This is a genomic window from Chryseobacterium sp. II3a (assembly GCF_057815135.1).
The window spans coordinates 32,552-54,191 of sequence record NZ_JBYPZJ010000012.1 but is presented as its reverse complement, the minus strand read 5'-3'; the positions used below and the strand labels follow the sequence as shown (position 1 = coordinate 54,191).

19 protein-coding genes and 2 tRNA genes are annotated in these 21,640 nt (G+C 33.9%); 11 read left to right on the top strand and 10 right to left on the bottom strand.

The features are described from left to right. Window positions 1-21: 21 nt before the first annotated feature. From AC3HD6_RS21250 to AC3HD6_RS21240, 3 genes are all read left to right on the top strand, one after another. On the top strand, window positions 22-1,392 hold the full coding sequence (locus AC3HD6_RS21250; protein ID WP_488898135.1) for a DUF4153 domain-containing protein: 1,371 nt from the start codon (window positions 22-24) through the stop codon (window positions 1,390-1,392). Window positions 1,393-1,603: 211 nt separating this feature from the next. Then, window positions 1,604-2,143, top strand: a complete 540-nt coding sequence (locus tag AC3HD6_RS21245) for a hypothetical protein (protein ID WP_488898134.1) — start codon at window positions 1,604-1,606, stop codon at window positions 2,141-2,143. Window positions 2,144-2,201: 58 nt separating this feature from the next. Next, window positions 2,202-2,714 carry a hypothetical protein gene (locus AC3HD6_RS21240; RefSeq protein WP_488898133.1) on the top strand — a complete coding sequence of 171 codons (513 nt, stop codon included), beginning with the start codon at window positions 2,202-2,204 and terminating at the stop codon, window positions 2,712-2,714. 202 nt (window positions 2,715-2,916) lie between these two features. On the opposite strand, the gene AC3HD6_RS21235 is transcribed toward AC3HD6_RS21240, so the two are convergent. From AC3HD6_RS21235 to AC3HD6_RS21220, 4 genes are all read right to left on the bottom strand, one after another. Then, window positions 2,917-4,572, bottom strand: a complete 1,656-nt coding sequence (locus AC3HD6_RS21235) for a S8/S53 family peptidase (protein WP_488898132.1) — start codon at window positions 4,570-4,572, stop codon at window positions 2,917-2,919. A gap of 251 nt (window positions 4,573-4,823) precedes the next feature. Then, window positions 4,824-5,420 (bottom strand): hypothetical protein, encoded by a 597-nt coding sequence (locus tag AC3HD6_RS21230; protein ID WP_488898131.1) that lies wholly within the window; start codon window positions 5,418-5,420, stop codon window positions 4,824-4,826. Between the two features lie 6 nt (window positions 5,421-5,426). Then, complete coding sequence (gene dtd, locus AC3HD6_RS21225; protein WP_488898130.1) at window positions 5,427-5,876, bottom strand: D-aminoacyl-tRNA deacylase; 450 nt, start codon at window positions 5,874-5,876, stop codon at window positions 5,427-5,429. A gap of 8 nt (window positions 5,877-5,884) precedes the next feature. Further along, window positions 5,885-6,343 carry a hypothetical protein gene (locus tag AC3HD6_RS21220; RefSeq protein ID WP_068938930.1) on the bottom strand — a complete coding sequence of 153 codons (459 nt, stop codon included), beginning with the start codon at window positions 6,341-6,343 and terminating at the stop codon, window positions 5,885-5,887. 110 nt (window positions 6,344-6,453) lie between these two features. On the opposite strand from AC3HD6_RS21220, the gene greA reads away from it, so the two are divergent. From greA to AC3HD6_RS21180, 8 genes are all read left to right on the top strand, one after another. After that, window positions 6,454-6,924, top strand: a complete 471-nt coding sequence (gene greA / locus AC3HD6_RS21215; protein ID WP_068938932.1) for a transcription elongation factor GreA — start codon at window positions 6,454-6,456, stop codon at window positions 6,922-6,924. A gap of 57 nt (window positions 6,925-6,981) precedes the next feature. Next, on the top strand, window positions 6,982-7,371 hold the full coding sequence (locus tag AC3HD6_RS21210; RefSeq protein WP_101240720.1) for an HIT family protein: 390 nt from the start codon (window positions 6,982-6,984) through the stop codon (window positions 7,369-7,371). Window positions 7,372-7,437: 66 nt separating this feature from the next. Continuing rightward, on the top strand, window positions 7,438-8,625 hold the full coding sequence (gene clpX, locus AC3HD6_RS21205) for an ATP-dependent Clp protease ATP-binding subunit ClpX (RefSeq protein ID WP_488898129.1): 1,188 nt from the start codon (window positions 7,438-7,440) through the stop codon (window positions 8,623-8,625). A 74-nt stretch (window positions 8,626-8,699) separates the two neighbouring features. Beyond that, window positions 8,700-10,664: a T9SS type A sorting domain-containing protein gene (locus AC3HD6_RS21200; RefSeq protein ID WP_488898128.1), complete on the top strand. Its 1,965-nt coding sequence runs from the start codon at window positions 8,700-8,702 to the stop codon at window positions 10,662-10,664. Window positions 10,665-10,669: 5 nt separating this feature from the next. Continuing rightward, window positions 10,670-10,912, top strand: a complete 243-nt coding sequence (locus AC3HD6_RS21195) for a hypothetical protein (protein WP_068938937.1) — start codon at window positions 10,670-10,672, stop codon at window positions 10,910-10,912. A 61-nt stretch (window positions 10,913-10,973) separates the two neighbouring features. Further along, a complete protein-coding gene (locus tag AC3HD6_RS21190) occupies window positions 10,974-12,266 on the top strand; it encodes a TlpA family protein disulfide reductase (protein WP_488898127.1) in 1,293 nt (430 codons plus the stop codon). A 44-nt stretch (window positions 12,267-12,310) separates the two neighbouring features. Then, a tRNA-Met gene (locus tag AC3HD6_RS21185) sits at window positions 12,311-12,384 on the top strand. A 543-nt stretch (window positions 12,385-12,927) separates the two neighbouring features. Continuing rightward, window positions 12,928-13,001: transfer RNA gene (locus tag AC3HD6_RS21180), tRNA-Met, on the top strand. Between the two features lie 186 nt (window positions 13,002-13,187). Here AC3HD6_RS21180 and AC3HD6_RS21175 read toward each other — a convergent pair. The 6 genes from AC3HD6_RS21175 to AC3HD6_RS21150 all read right to left on the bottom strand — a co-directional run bounded on the left by AC3HD6_RS21175 (window position 13,188) and on the right by AC3HD6_RS21150 (window position 21,453). Next, the gene (locus AC3HD6_RS21175; protein WP_068938989.1) at window positions 13,188-14,486 is read right to left on the bottom strand and encodes an HlyD family secretion protein; all 1,299 of its coding nucleotides are present in this window, start codon (window positions 14,484-14,486) and stop codon (window positions 13,188-13,190) included. 45 nt (window positions 14,487-14,531) lie between these two features. After that, window positions 14,532-14,726 (bottom strand): bacteriocin-like protein, encoded by a 195-nt coding sequence (locus tag AC3HD6_RS21170; RefSeq protein WP_123909037.1) that lies wholly within the window; start codon window positions 14,724-14,726, stop codon window positions 14,532-14,534. Window positions 14,727-14,796: 70 nt separating this feature from the next. Next, complete coding sequence (locus tag AC3HD6_RS21165) at window positions 14,797-16,989, bottom strand: peptidase domain-containing ABC transporter (protein ID WP_488898126.1); 2,193 nt, start codon at window positions 16,987-16,989, stop codon at window positions 14,797-14,799. An 82-nt stretch (window positions 16,990-17,071) separates the two neighbouring features. Beyond that, window positions 17,072-17,236: a bacteriocin-like protein gene (locus tag AC3HD6_RS21160; RefSeq protein ID WP_488898125.1), complete on the bottom strand. Its 165-nt coding sequence runs from the start codon at window positions 17,234-17,236 to the stop codon at window positions 17,072-17,074. A 94-nt stretch (window positions 17,237-17,330) separates the two neighbouring features. Beyond that, entirely contained in the window at window positions 17,331-18,839 is a 1,509-nt protein-coding gene (locus tag AC3HD6_RS21155) for a vitamin K epoxide reductase family protein (RefSeq protein ID WP_488898124.1), read from the bottom strand. Window positions 18,840-19,698: 859 nt separating this feature from the next. Next, window positions 19,699-21,453, bottom strand: a complete 1,755-nt coding sequence (locus tag AC3HD6_RS21150) for a helix-turn-helix domain-containing protein (RefSeq protein ID WP_488898123.1) — start codon at window positions 21,451-21,453, stop codon at window positions 19,699-19,701. Window positions 21,454-21,640 lie beyond the last annotated feature (187 nt).

Here is a 21,640-nt window from a genome sequence, read left to right as displayed (position 1 = left end):
AATTTTTAAATATTTATTATCATGAAAACACATCACTATATATTTCTAACAACAGTGCTATTTGTTATCCTATTTTATGATCAGGACATGGGGCTGAATTTTGGAATTCTTGGAATTTTATATGCAATTCTGAATTTCTTTAAAACGGCTCAAAAAAACAAAACCAGAGTATTTTATTTGCTTACAGGGACAAGTATACTTTCGGGAATTGCATTTGCATGGTATGGCGACTTTCCGTCATTCCTGGCAGTGGCCAGTTCACTGCTTTTATTAGCTTATAAATCAAGGAACAGAAACATGAAAATCCTTTTTTTAATTCCTGTTTTTATCACCAATGGCTGTACTTCAATATGCCGGGTATTTATGCTGGAGAAATGGCTGCCTCAAAGAAATGTTCCTGGAATGTGGCAGAAGATCGTGGCCTTTGTGCTCATTCCACTCATTCTTATTTCTGTTTTCTTTGGGATTTATGCCGCTGGGAGTGATCATTTTGTCGCTCTTTTTACCGATTATGAACTGGATATCAATCTTTGGCAGGTTTTCTGTCTTTCTGTTTTAGGGTTTTTTATTGCTTTTAATTTCTGGAATTTTGCTGTTGAAAAACTGATTTACAAGAATCATCATTATTTGGATAACGACTTTCAGAAAAGCGCTCAGGAGTCTAAGGCAACTTATTCTTTCCTTGATCTGGATGCAGAAAGAATGAGCGGGGTAATATCTTTCTTCTGTCTGAATATTTTGTTGGTATTTTTCATTATCACATACAATTATGAACAGTTTTATGAAGTTTCAAAAACACCAGTTCAGCTCTCAGAAGAAACCCATGAACGTGTCAATGCAGTGATTATGTCTATTGTGATGGCTATTCTGGTGATCATGTTTTATTTTAAATCAGGCTTCAATTTTGATCCTAAAGCCAAATTGTTGAAAATTTTAGCTAAAGTATGGATTGTGTTGAATGCTGTTCTTATCCTCTCTGCTGCAGCCAAAAACTATGAGTATATTGTCAATTATGCCTTTACCTATAAAAGGCTGGGTGTTTTTGCATTCCTTCTTTTATCTCTGGTGGGACTTGGTTTGACCTTTATTAAAATTCAAAAACAAAAAAGAAATGCCTTCCTTTTCAATACAATGGCGTGGTATCTTTATGGAACGATTCTGATATGCAGCTATATTAACTGGGGAGGTTTCATTACTTCTCAGAATATGAAACGTAACGATTTTGCTATTAATTACCATTTTGGTTCAGTTAATTTCAGTGAAAAGAGTATGTTGAAATATGTGGAAGAAAAAAATAACCCAAAACTAAAAAGAGACATTCAGAATAAAATTAAAATAGAAAAATCAAAACCTTTCCTTTCAAAGATCATTTATTATCAAACCATTGAATAATGATGAAAAACTTTCTTCAATTCAAAAAAAACCAATGAAAAGAGTTGGAACAATTTTAGCATTTAAAAAGAACCGATTAACCAGGATTGAATTGAAAATGGAATGTGACGGGATATTTAAAAAAAATATTACTTCGGATGTAGGGTGAATTGTATAACTTCCATCTCCCAGCCTCCAGCTTCCTTTCTTTTCTTCCTTAAAATTAATTATTATGAAAAAAAGCTTATTGTTAATTCCATTGATTATTATTTCATGTAAAAAAGATCCTGCCGTGACGGATGTATCCCAAAAAGATTCAACCATTGTAACAGAAATGCCGGACTCAGTTTATAAAGCAGATTCTTCAGCATTGAGAAAAAAAGATTCAATTATTAACAATGCTCCTGCTACCAAGGATGTTTTACGTAAAGGAGTGATGAGAAGTGAAAAAGAAGGGCAGATCATAAGAACAGCTGATGCATCTCAGCTTCCTTTTACATTGGGAGAAGAATTCAAAAATGATGATCAGGAAATGATTTTAAAACTGACCAATTTTGAACAATCTAATATTAAAGCAAAAATTTCAACAAAAGAAAAAGATTTCAATATCAGATTCAATCAAATAAAACTTCCCAATGGAAATTATGATGGGCCATTCGGAAGAGAGCTTACTTATGAAATTCCTGAAAAAGGTGAAGTATGGCTCATTATTGGGAAAAGTAATATGGCCTCCGGAAATACCAAAGGTCATTTTACCGTAAGTATTGAGTAAGAAGAATCAATTTGGTATAGTTTCTGCAAATCAATACCTGAAGTTTAAATTTAAAATTATGAAAAATATAGTTCTAACAGCAATGGCCGCCTCAGCTGTACTTGTAAGTTGCGGAACCGTACAGTCGCTGGTTCAGAATACATTTCCTTATACAACGAATGTTTTAGTTTCTACAGGGGTTCCTGCAGATAAAGAAGTTTCTTCAACAGCAACAGCTGCCAATGTACAAACATGGTTTGGGGGAAATAATAATGCACAGATTAAAGATGTAAGAATTTCTGATGCAAAAATTTCAGTAGCATCTCCTTCAGGAGGAAATCTAAGTGCATTTAAAACGATTAAAATATATGTTTCATCCAATGGAACAGGAGAGAGGCTGATTGCGTCCCGTTCCAACATATCCACCAATTCATCCAGTATGAGTTTGGATTTGAATGATACAGGATTTCTGGATAGTATTGTAAAAAGTTCAGGACTTACTGTAAGAACAGTGTATGAGCTGAAGAACCAGACTTCTTCGGATATGAATATTAAAGTAGCCCTTAATTTCAGTAGCGTTCCTGCGAAATAATTGTTATAAAAGTTAAGACAAAAAAGCTCCTTTCAGCAATGAAAGGAGTTTTTGTTTTGAATTAAAAGATGGGTAGTTATCAAAGTCATAAAGAATAGCAATTGTACTTTTTGACTTTACAAAAACTACTTTATCTTACTTATAGTCACAGAACAACTAAAAGTAACTTCCGGCTTCATGCTTCCAACTTTCCGCCTTTTCACTATAATTTAGTAAACTTTTCTACCACCCGTCTCGCTCCTTCATTGATATTAATGATATACTGACCAGTAGGAAGATTTGAAATATTAATCCTTTCGCCGGAAGCAACCGTGCTTTTTATCACTGATCTTCCATACATATTGATAATTTCAATGTCCAGTTTTTTATCTTCATTAGTCTGAATAGCGATATAGCTGCTGGATGGATTAGGATAAATTTTCACTTCCAAAGCAGGTAAGGCTTTAACAGAAGCTGTAGATTTACCTTCCAGTTGTAAAATGGCATTTCTTACATTCGGAAGTGGACCAATTTTTTTATTCACATCAGTTCCTCCCTGTGGAATTCCTGTAGAAACCAAAAGATTTTTCATAGCAGCCGGACTTAAATTCTGCCCTGTGGTCTGACGGTAAAAAGACTGAATCAGTACCGCAGCAGAAGCTACTGTAGGCGTTGCAGAACTGGTTCCGCTGAAATAATTGTAAGTTCTGTTATTATCATTGTCATACTTTGCATACGATCCATAACCTGCAGCCAGAACGCTGCTTCCCCATCCTTGTACATCCACTCTACTTCCGTAAGTACTGAAGCTTTGTTTAGAATGAGTAGTATTAGGAGTCCCGGCTCCTACAATGATTGCACCGCTGTTTCCTCTGGCCCTGTACGTTGCATAGAAAGGTTCATCAAGATCCTGATTCCCATTTCCTGCTGCTGCAATGATGATGATCCCTGAATCTGTGGCAGCTTTTGTAAGATCCCAGATCACACTGTCATATTCAGCAGGACAATATTCACCATTTTTTCCACCAGTCTGCATTTCATATAAAATGATATCTCCGGCTTGAGAAGCATTAATTGATCTGCTTACTGCCGAAGCTCTATTGTATCCAACAGTAGTCCATTCCATATAGCCTTTTATTTCTGAAGCATTGTAAACAGCTCCTGTAAGGCCGATATTATCTTTTATAGACCCTAAAATACTTACAACAGCTGTTCCGTGATCGCGGTAGTTATTGTTAGCTAATCCTGAATTAGGAGAATATCCAGGCTCCAGCTGAATGGAGTTCTGATTCGTTAGCATTTCATGAGTTTTGTAGAAACCATATTCCACATCTCGGATACGGATATTTTGTCCGGTAATTCCTCTTGACCATGCGTATTTTGCATTGATTCCCGGATTATCATTCAGATATGTTTGAAGGTTTTCCAGATCAGGTGTTGCTACAAACATATTGACAAGAGGTGGTTCAACAGGAGTACTGCTCATCACAGATACGTATTCTATTTCAGGGAATTTTTCAAGAGTTTGAGTAAGTCTTTGAAAAGTATCAGCAGATTGAACAGGAACATCCGCTCTGAATATCCTTTTCAGTTTTTGAACAGACTCTCCGGAATTTCCGTTCAATCTGCTGCTGGCGATCATTTCATTAATTTTTTCATTGCTGAAACCTAAGTCATAAGTAAATGATATTCTATTTTCCCTTGCAAATCTTTCCAGTTCAGGATTTTTACTGAGTGCATCTTTTTCCGAAGAGATACTTTTTGTAAAGCATACATAGATAAGATCGTTTTGTGAAGCACTGCGATCTGCTGGAGATTGGCCAAATGAAAGGAAAAAACAGAATACAAAGAGAATAAAGGACTTGATTTTTGTTTTCATATTATTTTTGTTAAATGGTTGTGAATAAATTTGGATAATACCAAAAATAATAATAAAATGAAAACAAATCACGTTTTTGTGAATTTATTTTTCAATAATTCGTTTGTTCTTTGCCTAAAGGGCTTTATGAAATATGCATAATCTACGAGCGGTTTTTTATCATATAATTTTCCGCCATTTTTATAAAAAAATACCTTTCAGTTTTGCTGAAAGGTATTTCTTTATTTGAATACAATGAGGGATTAATCCGATTAATCTTCAAATTGATCTTCGTGGATTTTATGATAAAAAACCTCCTTTTTATCCATAATTTTATATTCAATTCCAAGGCTGTCTTTGTTGGCTTTAACAAGTTTTGCCTCCTGAATAGGTTCCTGTTTTTTCTCACTTGGAATATCAACCCAGGGAAGCTGTAAAACTTTTTCTAAAACTTCAACGTAAGGTGTTTTGCAGACTCTTTTTTCAAGAATGCTTTCCTGTTTGTAAATCGTGATTTGCGGTTTAGACAATGCTCCGGGACGATGCCTCTCTATTCGATAATTATCATCTAATTGCATTCTCTGGTAGCTGTCAATAGTTGAAAAATAACTGACAAGAGCAAAGAAAGGAATCATCATTGGGAGAATACTCAAAATAATTCCGGCAATCAAAAGACCAAAATAAACCTTAATTGCTTTTTCCTTCCAAAGTCTGATGATGATGAAAACAGTCATTGCCAGCCAGAGCCAGCTGATAATTTTGTCTGTGTAATATCCGGTATAGCTGTATTGATTAAAATTTAAAACAACTTCACTCAGGAAAATCAATGTCAATATAAGATAAGCGATAACAATATTCTTTTTGCTCATCTGTAATCAGATTTTTGTAATGGAATCCATAACAATGGTGACGGGCCCGTCATTGATTAATGAAACTTTCATATCCGCTCCGAAAATACCGCTTTCGGTTTTTAGTCCGGATTTTGCCATTTCTTCTTTAAAATAATCAAATAACGGAACAGCTTTATCTGGTTTTGCTGCTTTAATGAAAGAGGGGCGATTCCCTTTTTTGTAATCCGCAATCAAAGTAAACTGACTGATGCAAAGGATTTCTCCGGAAATATCCTTTACAGAAAGATTCAATTTATCATCTTCATCTCCAAAGATTCTTAAGTTGAGTATTTTTTGTACCAGCCAATCTGCATCTGCTTTTTCATCATTCTCATCAATACCTACCAACAGCATGAGTCCTTTCCCTATTTCACCTACGATTTTTCCTTCTACTTTTACGCTGGCTTCAGAGGCTCTTTGTATAACGATCTTCATTGTTTATTCTAATAGTAAATATTTAAAGTTTTGCTTGCTGGGTCATAATTATAAGCTGTATAAGTCTTAGGGGGAAGAGAGGTTTTGGCTCCATCTAGCGGCTGGCCAGTTCTCAGGATCCATTTGGTTCCATCTTTTGGACATAGAATAGCAATATTATCTTTTACCTCAAGAGTAGTGCCATTATCAGGACATAAGTGAGGTGCATTCCGATCATAAATTTTAAAGGTATTTCCAACACGAACAATGATTAACCCCCGGGTACCTGATTGCTGTTCATTGACGTAGATCCAGCCATCATCATAATTTAAAGCGTTATATGCAGGAAGGTTCAAATTCAAAGTAACATTGATTGGATTGTTTGGAAAGCAGCTCACCGTATCTTCTCTGCTTCCACATGATTTTATAGATAAATTACTGAAAATCAATAAAATGAAAATAGATAATATCGAAAAAGTTTTTTTCATTTCAATTTAAATTTTTATATATTTGTAAAAATTAAACGATTATAACACGTAAAACATTGTCCGGCAAATGTCGGATTATTTTTTTATACTAAAACTAAATTTTGAAAATTATGGCAAGCTATGTAACAAAGGAGGGCCTTGAGAAAATGAAAGCTGAGCTGGAACAGTTGGAAACTGTGGAAAGACCAAAAATTACTCAGCAGATCGCAGAAGCTAGAGACAAAGGAGATTTGTCTGAAAATGCAGAATATGATGCGGCTAAAGAGGCTCAGGGGATGCTTGAAATGAGAATTTCTAAGCTGAAAGATGTTATCTCAACTTCTAAAATTATAGACGAAAGCCAATTAGATACTTCAAAAGTTTCTATCTTAACTACGGTGAAACTTAAGAATAATGCAACGAAGCAGGAGCAGGTATTTACATTGGTACCGGATAACGAAAGCGACCTTAAATCTGGAAAGATTTCTGTAAACACTCCGATTGCTAAAGGATTACTAGGTAAGGTTAAAGGTGAAACAGCTGAAATTACTTTACCAAACGGAAACAAGCTTTCTTTTGAAGTATTAGACATTTCTCTATAGTCTGATCACTCTTTTCATTTCTAAACTTCTAGTATTTAATCTCTAACTTTTATAAAAATGAGCACTATATTCACAAAAATCATCAATGGCGAAATTCCCTCTTATAAAATTGCTGAGGACGAAAATTTTATCGCATTCCTAGACGCAATGCCTTTGGTGAAAGGACATACTTTAGTAGTTCCCAAAAAAGAAGTGGATTTGATTTTTGATCTTGAAAGTGAAGAATACAAAAACCTTTGGGGATTTGCCCAAGAGGTAGCCAAGAAGATCAAAACTGCAATTCCATGTGTAAGAGTAGGAGTAGCGGTTGTAGGACTTGAAGTTCCCCATGCTCACATTCATCTTATTCCTTTAAACAAGATGGAAGACATGAACTTCAGAAATGAAAGACTAAAATTAACGAACGAAGAATATATAGAGATTCAAAACTCAATTATTAATTCTTAAAAAACAGAAAATCGTAAAAAAGTAATTTTTTACGATTTTCTTTAACATATACATTATTATTATAATATGAATCCAAACCAATGTTCTTTCTGCGGAAGAAAAAGAAATGAAGTACAGATGCTGATTTCTGGGCAGAACGGTTTTATTTGTGAAAATTGTATAGAGCAGGCACACGTTATCGTGAAAGATAGTGCTTCTAAATCAGGTCATTCACCTGCAGATAATATGGAAGATCTTAAAAAACCAAAAGAGATCAAAGTATTTCTTGATCAGTACGTAATCGGACAGGATCAGGCTAAAAAACAGCTTTCCATTGCGGTGTACAACCATTATAAAAGATTACTTCACGCTCAGGATGAGAATAGAGAAGTAGAACTTGAAAAATCCAATATCATCATGATAGGGGAGACGGGGACAGGAAAAACTTTACTGGCTAAAACAATTGCCAGAGAGCTGAATGTTCCTTTCTGTATTGTAGATGCGACTATTTTAACGGAAGCAGGATATGTAGGGGAAGATGTTGAAAGTATTCTTTCAAGATTACTGATGGTGGCAGATTATGATGTGGAAAAAGCAGAAAAAGGAATTGTCTTTATTGATGAAATTGATAAGATTGCAAGAAAATCAGACAATCCAAGTATCACAAGAGATGTATCCGGGGAAGGAGTACAGCAGGGATTACTGAAACTGTTGGAGGGAAGTATTGTAAACGTACCGCCTCAGGGAGGAAGAAAACATCCTGACCAAAAATATATTCAGGTGAATACTCAGAATATCCTGTTCATTGCCGGCGGAGCTTTTGACGGGATCAAAGAAATCATCGAAAGAAGAATGAATAAGCAGGCTATTGGTTTCAGTTCCGAAAAAATCAATAAAACGGATGAAGATGAATATGTATTAACAAATATTAATGCAATTGATTTACGTTCTTTCGGATTAATTCCCGAACTTTTAGGAAGATTTCCAATCATCACTTACCTTGATAAACTCACGAAAGAGACCTTGGTAAGAATTATGAAAGAGCCTAAAAATTCAATCGTGAATCAATTTGTGGAACTTTTCAAAATGGATGGCACGGATTTGGTAATTACAGACGGTGCAATCGAAAAAATTGTAGAAGAAACCATTGAAAAAGGATTAGGAGCGAGAGGTCTTAGAGGAACTACAGAAAAAGTCTTGGAAGACTATATGTTTTCAATCGGAGAGGAGAAAAAGATTGTGTTAACGGAAGATAATATTTTGATTAATAGATAAAAAGTTTTTTTTTTAAAGAAAAAAATAATACCTTTGCGGGTGAAGATTGTATTAACACACAAATAATTTATACAATGAGAAAAAGTTTATTTGCTATAGGTCTTTTAGCAATCAGTTATTCTGTTCAGGCGCAGATATTATGTCATGTAGACACTGGTGCTAATATGTATGTGAGCGAAGGCACCCTAGTATTTAGTGGTGGAGGTGTACAGACAAAAGATACTGGTGTTCTGGATGTACACGGAAATGTAATGGTTGTAGGTGCAGCCGGAGATGCTTTTAAAACGATTACTGCTACTGGTTCAGATAAAACTGACGGTGGAAATATCATTTTAAGATTGAATACTCCTGCCAGCTATGCAACTTCTACATATGGACAGTTGTACATCGATGGATTATCCCAATCCAATGTTTCTGGTGTTGTGAACAAAGAATACAGAACGGGTAAGCACGGTACTGGAGATTTTTATCAACAGATTGCTTTACCTTTCTATGACAAATTATTAGGCAGCCTTTCTTCGGAGCTTAATAAGAATTTTAGTTCTACCAGATGGTCTAAGAATGAAATCTTAAAGTGGAACAACAACACTGTTGTGAGTGAAACCCAAGCTCCTTGGAGTACTGCTACTCAACCTTTCGGATACTATATGTTAGGGTCAAATAATGACAACCTTGATCTTAGTAATCCGCCAGGTGCTAGTGGGGTTTATAACCTTGCGGGTAAAGCATTTACCAATCAACCTCTTGTTAATTTAGTTAATGCAGGTAATGGTTTAGACTTTGGACTGAATGGTACGAACACGAATGCTTATACAGAACAGTATCAATCTTATTTATTTGATCAATATGAGTCTACTGCCAGTTCTTGGACAGGAACATATGGTAAGAATATCTATGAATTTGGTAACCCTTTCTTCACAAATCTTGATTTGTCAAAAATTGGATATGTAGAATCAGGTACAGTTACAGATGGAAATAACATTACCAATATCTGGGGTGTTCAATATTCACCAGGTACCGTACAATATGTCAATGGGGTAGGAAGTTCATTTACTAATCCTCTGATTATGACATTTGATCCTGTTACTCGTATGCCAATAGGTGATATCAATAATCTTATGGTGAAGCCTATGGGCACCTTCATTATAAAATTAAGAGATAATAGTCCTCAAACACTAAACTTCAACACGCTGAGAAGATTTAGCAATACTGCAAGAGTAGAAGGGACAGACTATAACGTTGCTGCTAGTAAAGTAGCTAGTAATAGTACAGGAACTGTGAAACAATTAGGAGTAATTGGTTTGGATGCTAATGGTAATGAGTTAGGAAGAACTTATTTTGTTGTGTCTCCACATGCTACCACGGGACATCAAAATTCTGTAACGAATACAATACAGGCTGCTTCTGATAATAACAGTTTTGTTACTTACGAAGAAAAAATGACTGGAGGAATTGATCCTAATTATGTTCCCAACTATTCATTATATATTAATGAGGCTAATGAAAAAGATTTCCTAGGAAAAGAAATTGTATTAAATAGCTTTGATTATAATGAGCCTAATCATACTCAACAAATTGTTTCTTACAAATTTGAAGTAAGAGAAAATACTTCTATGATTCCTAATGGAAGTCATCAATTATCATCCGGAACTGGTTTTTATTATAAAGCAGCCAATGGTAATGTAGAAGAAGTAAAACAAGGTGCCATTATCCCTGTAATGTCTAAAACTTATGGGCTATATTACGGAGCACCTGACAGAGGTTCATTAGCAACTAAAGAAGATAATACCTTATCACTTTCCAGAACAGTGGTTGTATATAACCCTGCGGTTAGCAACTATATTGTTAGATTTGATAAAAATTGGAAAAAAGCAGATATTGAAGTTTATGATATGAGTGGTAAACTTATCATCTCTAAGAAAGCAGTGGATGCATCTAAAGACTTTGTGATTGAACTTGATGGTTCAGTGAAGAGTACTTATGTTGTGAAAGTGGTTTCTGATAAAGGAGTAGTAGTTAACACCAAAATCTTAAAATAAATAATATGAAAACTATAAATAAACTAGTATCCGCTCTTTTGCTTTTTGTGGTATCATTTGCTTACGCAGAAGAAAACAATGGTATTCCTCCAGCGCCAGCTCCGGATGCGGTAGCGAAGGCAGGTAGTGGGGGAGGTGGCTCAGGTGCACCTACATCACCCATTGATATGTATGTATATTTACTTGTAGTAGTAGCTATTGTATTCATTGCCTTCTACACAAAGAAATATAAGACTATAAAAGCATAAAATTTTATTAAAATAATATTAAACTCTCTGATTAATCAGAGAGTTTTTTTATTTTTACTTTATGAAAAAGATTTATACATTATCTGCGGTTTTAGCTGCATTTGCACTGCAAGCTCAGTTTACAGTTACTGTTCAAACACCCGCAGATTTTAAAGAACAAGAAGCTATTCTATATACATTAAACGGTTCAAAGGATATTATTGTAACCAAAGAACAAAGTAAGAATAATACCTGGACGTTTAAATATCCAAATAACTACATGGGGATGATGAAGATTTACTTCCCCACAACCAATAACACTGTAAGCTTTATTTCTGAAAATAAGAATGTAAATATCAAACTGGATATTCAGAATAATAAAGTAAAGGATGTTGCTTACCTGGATGAAGCCAATGAGTTAATGAGCAAGCAGCAGGAAGGTTCTCAAAAGAAAGAACTTATTCTTCCTGCTTTATCTCAGATTAAAGAATACTATAAAGATAATAGTGACTTTGGAAAAGCTCTTAAAGCGGAGATTGGTAGACTTTCCGGTACATCTTCTTCTATTGATCCTGCTAAACATCCTTTTATAGCTTATTATAATACCAATTACAGCAAGTTCCTGGGAAATCCTGTAGATGGAGCTAAAAAAGCGGATCAGGATGAAATTATCAACTTCCTGGATAAATCCAATGACATGCTTGAAAGTTCATCATTGCTGAGACCTTTATTGGTAGCTTATTTGAACTCTGGGGGCAATGCTAATGTGGGAGCTTCTGTAGATAAGCTTTTAGACCGTTTAAAGGTAGAAACTCCGAGAGGGCAGACTGTGTTATCTGAGCTTATAGATATTTTTGATGTATATCAGATGGATGATTTTAAAACCAAATATCTTGGTTTAGCAAAGAATCTTAAATGCACCATTAATGATAGATTGGCTTCTACGTTGAAATCCAATGCTAATATAGAAATGGGAGCTGTATTCCCTAATTATAAGTTCCAATCGGCAACGAATACTACAGTAAAATCACTTCATGATGTGAAAGCTGATAAAAAAGTCATTGTATTTTGGTCATCTACATGCTCACACTGTGAAAGTGAATTACCTAAGCTATTGGAGAAATACAATGATTTGAAAGCAAAAAATATTCAAATTGTTGCGCTGTCTTTAGATGTTGATAAAGATGCGTATTCTAAAAAGATTGCTGCATTTCCATGGATCAATGACTCAGAATTGAGGGGATGGAACAGCAGTTATGTAGATACGTATAATGTTCATGCTACTCCAACATATTTTATTTTAGATGCTAATAATAAGATAATCAATAAACCAGATCATGTTGGAAATGTTTTAGAATATTTTATGGTAAAATAATTTTGGAGGTAAGGAATATTTTTCTATATTTGCACCACCAAAACGGCGAGGTAGCTCAGTTGGTTAGAGCGCAGGATTCATAACCCTGAGGTCACGGGTTCAATTCCCGTCTTCGCTACAAAAACAGCAATCATTTATTAATGATTGCTGTTTTCTTTTTTGTACAACGCTTTTTATTTTTCAAATGATTTTCCCTTATAGTTGTTCAGGATCAAGCACAAAATCTGGGATCAGGTACAAAACTTGGGGATCATTACAAAATCTATATCTTTCGCCAAAGAAATAAATTATTTTAATCGCAAAGAAAGAAAATTCAAATATTTTATTTTAGGAAGCTAAGAATTGCGGCCTCGTCGCTGAAGAAGCTTTATGAATAGACATTCGCTTAGATAATATCAATGAAATTGATTCCATTCTTTGCTCCCTTAAAAGTATGAGATAAGATGCTAAAAACTTTGCGTCAAATTAAACTCCATAAATACAGACAATATCATCCCCAACTTTTAAGATTGATCCGGAAAAATGTGATCAAAACGCTTCAGTTTTATTTTGAGGAACAGCATGTTTATTTCTTTTGCTTCTTTAAAAAGATATTTAAACTTTATTCTCGTTATTATGGGATACAGATGAAAATATTTTTCTATATTTGCACCACCAAAACGGCGAGGTAGCTCAGTTGGTTAGAGCGCAGGATTCATAACCCTGAGGTCACGGGTTCAATTCCCGTCTTCGCTACAAAAAACAGCAATCATTAATACATGATTGCTGTTTTCTTTTTTATACAATAACCTCATTTTTCAAATATTCTTTTGCTTACCGTTTCGGGTAGCCCTTAGAATATAACGTAGTAAATTCTTGTGGAAATAAAAAAGTCGTTTCCATGATTGAGAAACGACTTTTTTTTCGATGTAATGTTTTTTACTAAGCCTGGTAACCTAATAGTTTTCTGATCTGATAGAAGAATCTCTCAATAAGTCGTAGATCTTCAGTGACAATTTCTGCACTTCCTCTAAGTTCTTTATCAAATTTCAGGTTTTTATTATAGCTTGTTTTTAATCCCTTTGGTAAAATCACATCTACATAGTAATTTCCTTTATCATCAGGAATAAGTGATATATTCTGAACTTTTCCTTCCACGATTCCATATTCCTGGAAGCGGTAGTTATCCAGTTTGATTAATACTTTTTCCCCAGGATGTATTTTTCCGGAGTTCGCAGTAGGAACGGACATTCTACCTACTAATTTTTCCTTATTCTTAGGAAGAATAGATACAATAGCTTCTCCAGCTTTTACAAACTGATTTTCACCAAAAAACTGCTGAAAGCTGGCAACTCCATCTGTAGATGAAATAACTAGATAATTTTGTTCCCAAAGTTTTAATGCTTTTCTTAACTGCTCAAAAAGCTGTAAGGTTTGTGAAGAATAATTGATTTTGTCTTTTTCCGTATTGATGACAGTTCCGCTTTTAGTTTTATTGAGGTTAGAAACTCCCTCTTCAGCCTGCGAAATGGAAATATTGATGTTTTCAAGGTTCTGTTGAGCCTGCAGATATTTAATCTTTTCATTCTCAAGTTCCATTGCAGAGATGACTCCCTGATTGAATAGCTCCTGAGATCGTTGGAAGTTCTTTTTGGTAAGGTCATATTTGGCTGATTCCAGATTTTTTTGCTGTTTTAAAGTGATAATTCTTGCTCTGGATTCAGAAAGACTGAGATTGGTAGCCAGGTTTTCTGGAGCATAGGGTTGTAACCTTGTAAAAAGCTCCTCATCTTGAAAGGCTTTTGCAAAACTGTTGTATTCTCCCTGCAGTTCCCCTAATTTAAACCTTGAAGTCTGGGCAACAGGGAAAGAGCTGAGCTGATTAGGGGACATAGAGTCTACTAGTTTTTTTAATGCAATAACATCTTTATAATTAGCAGCAGACAACATCACCATCAGTACGTCATTCTTTTTTACTTCCTGATGATCTTTAATAAATATCTTCTCAATCTTGGAGTTGATTCTTGCTTCTAACTTTTCCGGTGGATTTTGAGAAGTTACTATAATAGGAGCCGGTACAAATTCCGGATATTTTATGATGTAACTCATTACAAAAATGAGCAGGATGATTACGAATATAAGTGTATTCCCCCAACGGATCATCCAATTGGGTGGTTGAGTAAGAATATCCTGTACACTTTCTGAACGGAGTTCAATATTATCTAAAACGTCTTCTTTCATTGTTTTCTGAGGTAAAATTCCCCCCAATATCAGGGGGAAGATAGTTTAAATACGTGGGCAAGTCCCGTCATACCAAGATGGTGGTGAAGTGTCTGCATCTGGTGGACATGCAATATGATGCATACGACATGGCATCCAGCTGCCCAGACACCATGATCCACAGCAATTGTCATCCGGAATTACTACACCGCCACTGACAAAAACTAAATCTTTTCTGGAAAGTTTTTTTAGATTTTTCATAATTAATAGATGTTTTATAATTTCCTACTCTATAAGCTTTTCGGATTCCGCTATATATGATTCTCTATGGTTAATTTCCTAATTCAAGCTGATTTCTTACCAATCGGTAATACTCACCGCGTAAGTCTACCAATTCAGCATGGCTGCCTTCTTCAACTACTTTTCCTCTGTCCAGTACAATAATCTTATCAGCATGTTTTACGGTGGAAAGCCTGTGGGCGATTACGACAGCTGTTTTGCCTTTAAAGAATTGTTCAAGATTTTCCATAATGACCTTCTCATTATTGGCATCTAGGGCGGAGGTAGCTTCATCAAACAAAATATATTCAGGAGATTTGTAAACGGCTCTTGCAATGAAAAGTCTTTGCTTTTGTCCGCCACTGACTCCAACTCCTTCGTTTCCGATCTTTGTATTGTAACTTAACGGAAGACCTTCCACAAATTCTTTGATATTGGCTATTTCTACAGCACGTCTTAGTTTCTTTTTGTCGATATGATCTTCACCAACAGCAATGTTATTGGCAATGGTATCATTGAATACATAGCCTTCCTGCATTACTACTCCGCAATGATCTCTCCAGAATCGTGGTGAAATGTTTTTCAATGCTGTATTTCCTATTTTAATATCTCCCTGATCAGGTTCATAAAACTTCATCAACAGCTTCAATAGGGTAGTTTTTCCACTTCCGCTGGCTCCCACAATGGCTGTTGTTTTTTGATAAGGAATCGTAAGACTCAGATTTTCAAAAACCGGAACATCTGATCCAATATATCTGAACGACATATCCGTAACTTCTATATCTCTTTGTGGAATTTCCATAGCATATTGCTCATCCTTATTTTCTTCATCTTCTTTATCATGAATTTCCCCCAATCTTTCAAGGGAAATTTTGGCATCCTGAGTTTGTTTAATGAAATCAATAAGCTGAAGAAGAGGGCTGTTTAGCTGTCCAATGATATATTGTACAGAAAGCATCATCCCTAAAGTTAAGTTTCCACTTAATACTAATTTTGCAGACAGAAAGCTTACCAGAATATCTTTCATCTGATTAATGAAATTTCCTCCTACAGATTGCCATTGCTCCAAAGACAATGATTTTATTCTGATTTTAAATAATTTTACCTGGAGAAATTCCCAGTCCCATCTTTTCTGCTTTTCAGCATTATGCATTTTAATTTCCTGCATTCCATTGATGAGTTCAATAACTTTACTCTGTTCCTGAGAAACCTGGGAAAACCTTTTGTAATCCAATTCTTTTCTCTTTTTCAGGAAAAAACTGATCCATCCGATATAAGCAACTGCCCCTACAAGATAAACAATGAAAAGCCTGTAATCATATAATAGGAGGACAATACTGAAGATAATCAGATTGACCAAGGAAAACAGAGTATTTAATGAAGAACTTGTTAGAAGCTGTTCTATTCTATGATGGTCGTTAATTCTTTGCATGATATCTCCTGTCATTCTGGTATCAAAGAAACTGATAGGAAGCTTCATTAGTTTGATAAAGAAATCGGAAATAATCGAAATGTTGATTCTGGCAGAGAGATGGAGAAGAATCCAGCTTCGAATGGTCTCAATACCCATTCTGCCAAAGAATAGCATAATCTGGGCAAGCAGGACCAGGTAAATAAAGTTAATATCCTGATTCTGTATCCCCACATCTACAATACTCTGAGTAAGAAAAGGGAATACCAGGGATAGTAAACTTCCTGCAAGAAGTCCTACTGCAAGTTGAAGAACAAGCGATTTGTATTTAAAAAGATATTTGGAAAGAAAAGAAAAGCTGGCTTTACTTTCTTCATTATCAAATTCGGTTTGAAAGAATGCTGGTGTTGTTTCCAGGATAAGGGCTATTCCTTCCTCAGTGTTTTCATTAGCATTTTCGCCGATCCATGCTTTGATGAATTCCTCCTGATTGTAGGTAATCAGTCCGTAGCTGGGATCAGAAATATATATCTTATTATTTTTATCGGCCTTATAAACAACTACGAAGTGGTTTTTATTCCAATGTACAACACACGGAAGCGGAACCTCTTCTACAAGGGTTTTGAAATCGACCTGAACTCCCAATGAACGGAATCCCAGATTCTCAGCAGCGTCACTTAAACCAAGAAGGCTGCTTCCTTCACGAGTAGTTTCAGAAAGGGCCCGGATTTGTTGCAGGGATATACTTTTGCCGTAATATTTACTTACAATTCTAAGACATGTGGGTCCACAGTCTTTAGTGTCTGGTTGTTTATAAAAAGGAAATTTCTTCAAAACTAATAATCATTATAAAATGCCGTCATATTCTGACGACATTTTTACTTTATTCAATATTATAATTCAATGAAATGGCAGGCTAGTAGTAGCACCATTTGTTACATGCATTTATTGCTCCCTCTTTAGGCGGGTTGATTTTGGATTCGCAATAACTTGCTTCAGACTGAATTCTGGCACATTCCTCAGTAATACCGCCTTTCAGGGTTCTTAGGCCTTCTCTTGAAAGTTTTTTTAGGTTTTTCATAATAAATAGTTTTTGGTTTGTCTACTCTTTTATAGCTTTTCGGATACCGCTTTTATTTTTCCTAAGATAGTGAATTTTGAATCACCTGCTATGATTATATTTCTTCGTCTTCTATTAATTCATCCACAAAGAATACGATGTCTTCTCTGTCATATTTTTCAGGGAACTGATATCCATTAATCACAAGAATAGGAGTGAAGTTAAGGCCTGCATTGCTATTTTCTACAGTCATTTGAATCAATGGATTCAGGTTTTCTGAGGTAACAGCTCCTCCGGAAAGAATATTGACTTTACTTTCATCTCTCGTTTCAAACCATTCTTCTACAGCGTGGAGGAATTCTTTTTCCGTTTTATTGTTGTAGATATAGGCAAGATCTGAGATTAATGCATTATACTTTTCATTGGATCTTTCTGGAGTATAATTGAATCTCATTTGTAAAGAAACATCATCAGGATATTTTTTTAATAGACTTTCTGCCAGTTTATGACCATCTTTACAGAAACCACAGTAAGGATTGGAAATTATGGAAATACGAAGTCTTGCATCCTTTTTTCCTACCGAAAATGTCTCAGTATCCTGAAACTCTATTTTATCCTTTTCTAATAACTGACTTTTGAAGAGTTCATAATTTCTTTTGAATCGAAGATTTTTAGCATTGGATTTTTGAAGTTCTTCTTTTTGCTCAAGAAGAGTATTAGAATACATTACTGCTGAAAATATAAGTGCCCATAAAATTACGGTTAGTAAAAGTGCCCCAATTCCAAAAGAAAGGTTTTGAAAAAAGAAAGCGCTGATGACTAGCTGCCCAACCAGAATGGAGATAATTAGCAGGCAAACTCTACAAAATGTTTTTTCAACAAATGCCTGAATGTATAAAGAATAGCCAATAGCCAGCACAGATACGAAAGTGAAGCCTTTTACAATATAAGCTGTAGCTGGTAAAAATAAGCCTAATACAGCAAGCCCGGTAAAGTAAATCAGTGAAAAGTCAGAAAACTTTAACCCTAAAATACTGGTTTTATCTTGTTTGATAATCCTATCACAGGAATTAGCTGTTTGCGTAGCAGGAGCTGCTCCACAAATACTTCCTATAACCGTGGACGTATTTCCAAATTTTTGGTTGAATATCTCCAGAGAAATATAAACACCTGCTAATGAAAGAAGATTAAAGATGGCTTCAAACAATCCCTGGAACACAAATGAATAGATAAGAATTACTGCAAAAATAGCGTATAATACAGGTTTGAAATTAAAAGCTGTTTTATTTTCTGCATTTTCAGTCTTTTCAAACAGAAGAACAAAGTCAGTAGAGTTCTTATATAGTTCTTCCTTATCTAATGTTTTTGCTTTTTCGGAATAGACAGAATAATTACTTCCTGACTTCTTTACCAGTGAAAATGCATTATCAACAATAGCGATGAATTCTTCCGGAAGTTCATCCCAATATTCCTTATCAAGCTGGTAGGCATCATTTTTTACTCCCAAAAAGTTTAATGTATCACTGAAAGCTAATGCTGACGGATAATTGGGATGAGAATTAAACTGGAAAATAAATTCCTGTTTATCAAGTTTTAGGTAGTTAATTAGTTTATCAAAAATCATATTAATATTTTCATCTAAAATACACAGATGTTTTAAATTAACAAAAATATTTTTCTTTTATTAGTGAGATATAATGTGCTATTGGTAGATATAGTTTGAATTTCAATATTTTATTTTACAGGATTTAGCTCGAAAAAGCATTTTTATCTGGTAAGTATAGTATAAGCCTGAAATGAAATATCAAATAGAAGTCGTTATTAATTCCATTTTCCCACAGATGCTATGTAAAAGTTTTCATGGTTAATGTTTACATTCATTTTAGCACATCTGTGGGATTAGGATAATTAACTCTTGTTAATTTTATTTTAAATGGTATTAGTTTAGTTAGCCATATATCCCTGGTTTAGGAAGGTTGCTTTTGTATTTTGTGTTTTTACCTAGAGCAAAACTTATATCAGTACAAATTATTAAAAAAGCTTTTGGATTTTAAATTTATAATCTATACATATAGAACTATAAAAGAAATAAACAAAAGTATTTGATTTTTAATGTTTTTATTGCTTTTTAATTTGATGTTATTTATACATAGAATTGTAAAATATCAAATAGAAGCTTTTTATTGATTCCATTTTCCCACAGATGCTATGTAAAAGTTTTCATGGTTAATGTTTACATTCATATTTAGCACATCTGTGGGATTAGGATCACTAACTCTTGTTAATTCTATTTTAAATGGTATTAGTTTAGTTGGCCATATATCCTTGGCTTGGGAAGGTATTGGTCAACTTTTATAGTTTGTGTTTTTACCTGGAGCAAACATACACCAGTACAAATTATTAAAAAAGTTTTTGAATTTTAAATTTATAAATCTATGCTGATAGATCTATAAAAATATGGGATTCAATAGATTGTATTTTAGTTAGTTATGAGCTTTTTGAGGTTTTTTTAAACTATCGATCTCTTTAATGTATGTAGAGAGCGTAGTGCCTGTTTTTTTCTTAAAAGCCAAAGAAAATGCCTGCTCATTATTGTATCCCAGCTCCTCAGCAATAACAGATAATTTGTAGGAACGGAATTTTTTATCATTTACCAATCTGTTTAAAGCAAAATCAATGCGCAGATCATTAAGATAACTTGCGAAGTTTTTTCCTTTATGAGTATTGATTATTTCAGATAAATAGGCAGTGTTTGTTTTTATGTTTTTTGCTAAGCTGGCTAACGTAATTCCCTTTTTTAAGAAGAGTTCTTTGGATTCAAATATTCTCAATTCCTGTAATATAAACTGAGTAACTTCTTCGGATATGTTTTTTGAATTTTTATCATCTTGTTCAATAGGCTGAGGAATAAGTATATCAGTTACTTCAATATCATCAATTTCATGTTCTTCATCTGTCTTTTTCTCCTCAATATTTTTCTTTTCAACCAAACTGATTAAATCTTGTGCAATTTTTCTCTGTTCTTTTTCTGTTTTCTTAGATTTATAGTATAAATATATAATGAATAGAAGTATCAATAGAAGTGCTCCCATAGAAATATAAAGCACTGTTTTTCTAAATTTTAATTCCTCGATGATATTTTCTTTTTCCTGTAGAAGATTAGGAGTATCATACTTTTTAGGGATTTCTGTAGAAAGATATTGAATCTGTTCATCGAGTTTTTTATCAATTGCTAGAAAGCGGTCAATATAATAAAGTTGCTTTTGCTGATTATTTTTTCCTTTATAATAATCTATAAGATATATATAAACTTCACGGAGTTCAGGAAACGTAATATTAAATTTTTGTACATTGGAATCTAATTTAATGTAAGTCTCTGTAACTTTTTCCTCATTTTTTATTCCCTGGTAAGCCTTTCCTAAATTATAAAGGGCAGAATTAGCATTGATGTTTTCATTATTATTGGTAAAATAAGTATAAGCATTTGAAAGTTTGGTAATTGCTGTATTGTAAGCTTTTGACTTAAGGTCGTAAGTTCCAGCTAAATAAGAATATAGATTAGGGTCATATTTATTTTTACCTGATAGAATAGCCTTTTGTCCTTCTTTAATTAACAAATTAGCAGAATCTAATTTGTTAATCTCAAGATAACAGCTTATAAGGGCTATGCGCATTTGAGTATGTTGATAATCATCTGTGATGCTATCTCCATGGTATAGATAATACCTGAATATTTTAGCCGCCTCCTTATTCTTACCTATATAACTATTGATATAGGCAATATTCATATTGGCATAGGCTATTTGCTTTTCGTCGTGCTGCTCTTTTGCGTATTTAAGCCCTAAAATATAATTATCCAATGCAGCTTTTAAATTATCATGCTTATAATATAGATTTCCTTTGCTCAAATAGGTCCTGGCAGGATATAAATTTCCCTTTATATTTTTTGTGATGATTGCTAAACTATCAAGATATTTGAGGGCTGTTGGAAAATCTTCATAAAAATGTATTAGGACATAGCCTTCTGCTATTTCGAGAGTGTTTTTTTCTTTTTTAGCTTTTTGTAGATAATATCTAGCTATTTGTTTGGCCTCTGAATTTTTATTTTGGTCATAATAGTCATAGAACTTATTCTTTAATTCCGGATAAGTAAATTCATATAAATTACTAAATTTGTTTTTTTGAGCACTTGCCAAGCTGTTGGTTAATAATAATATAATTAAGACTATATATTTCATTATTTTTGTAAATACAAAACAAATTTACATTTTTATTTACTAATGTCTCTTATCATTGAAAAATCAATATATTTACATGTAAGGTTATGATATTTAGTTACTTTGTTTTGTTTTTTATAATTTTGATTTATAAATCTATAGTACATTTTAAGTGTAAAATTGAAAAATATTCTTTTTATTTGTATTT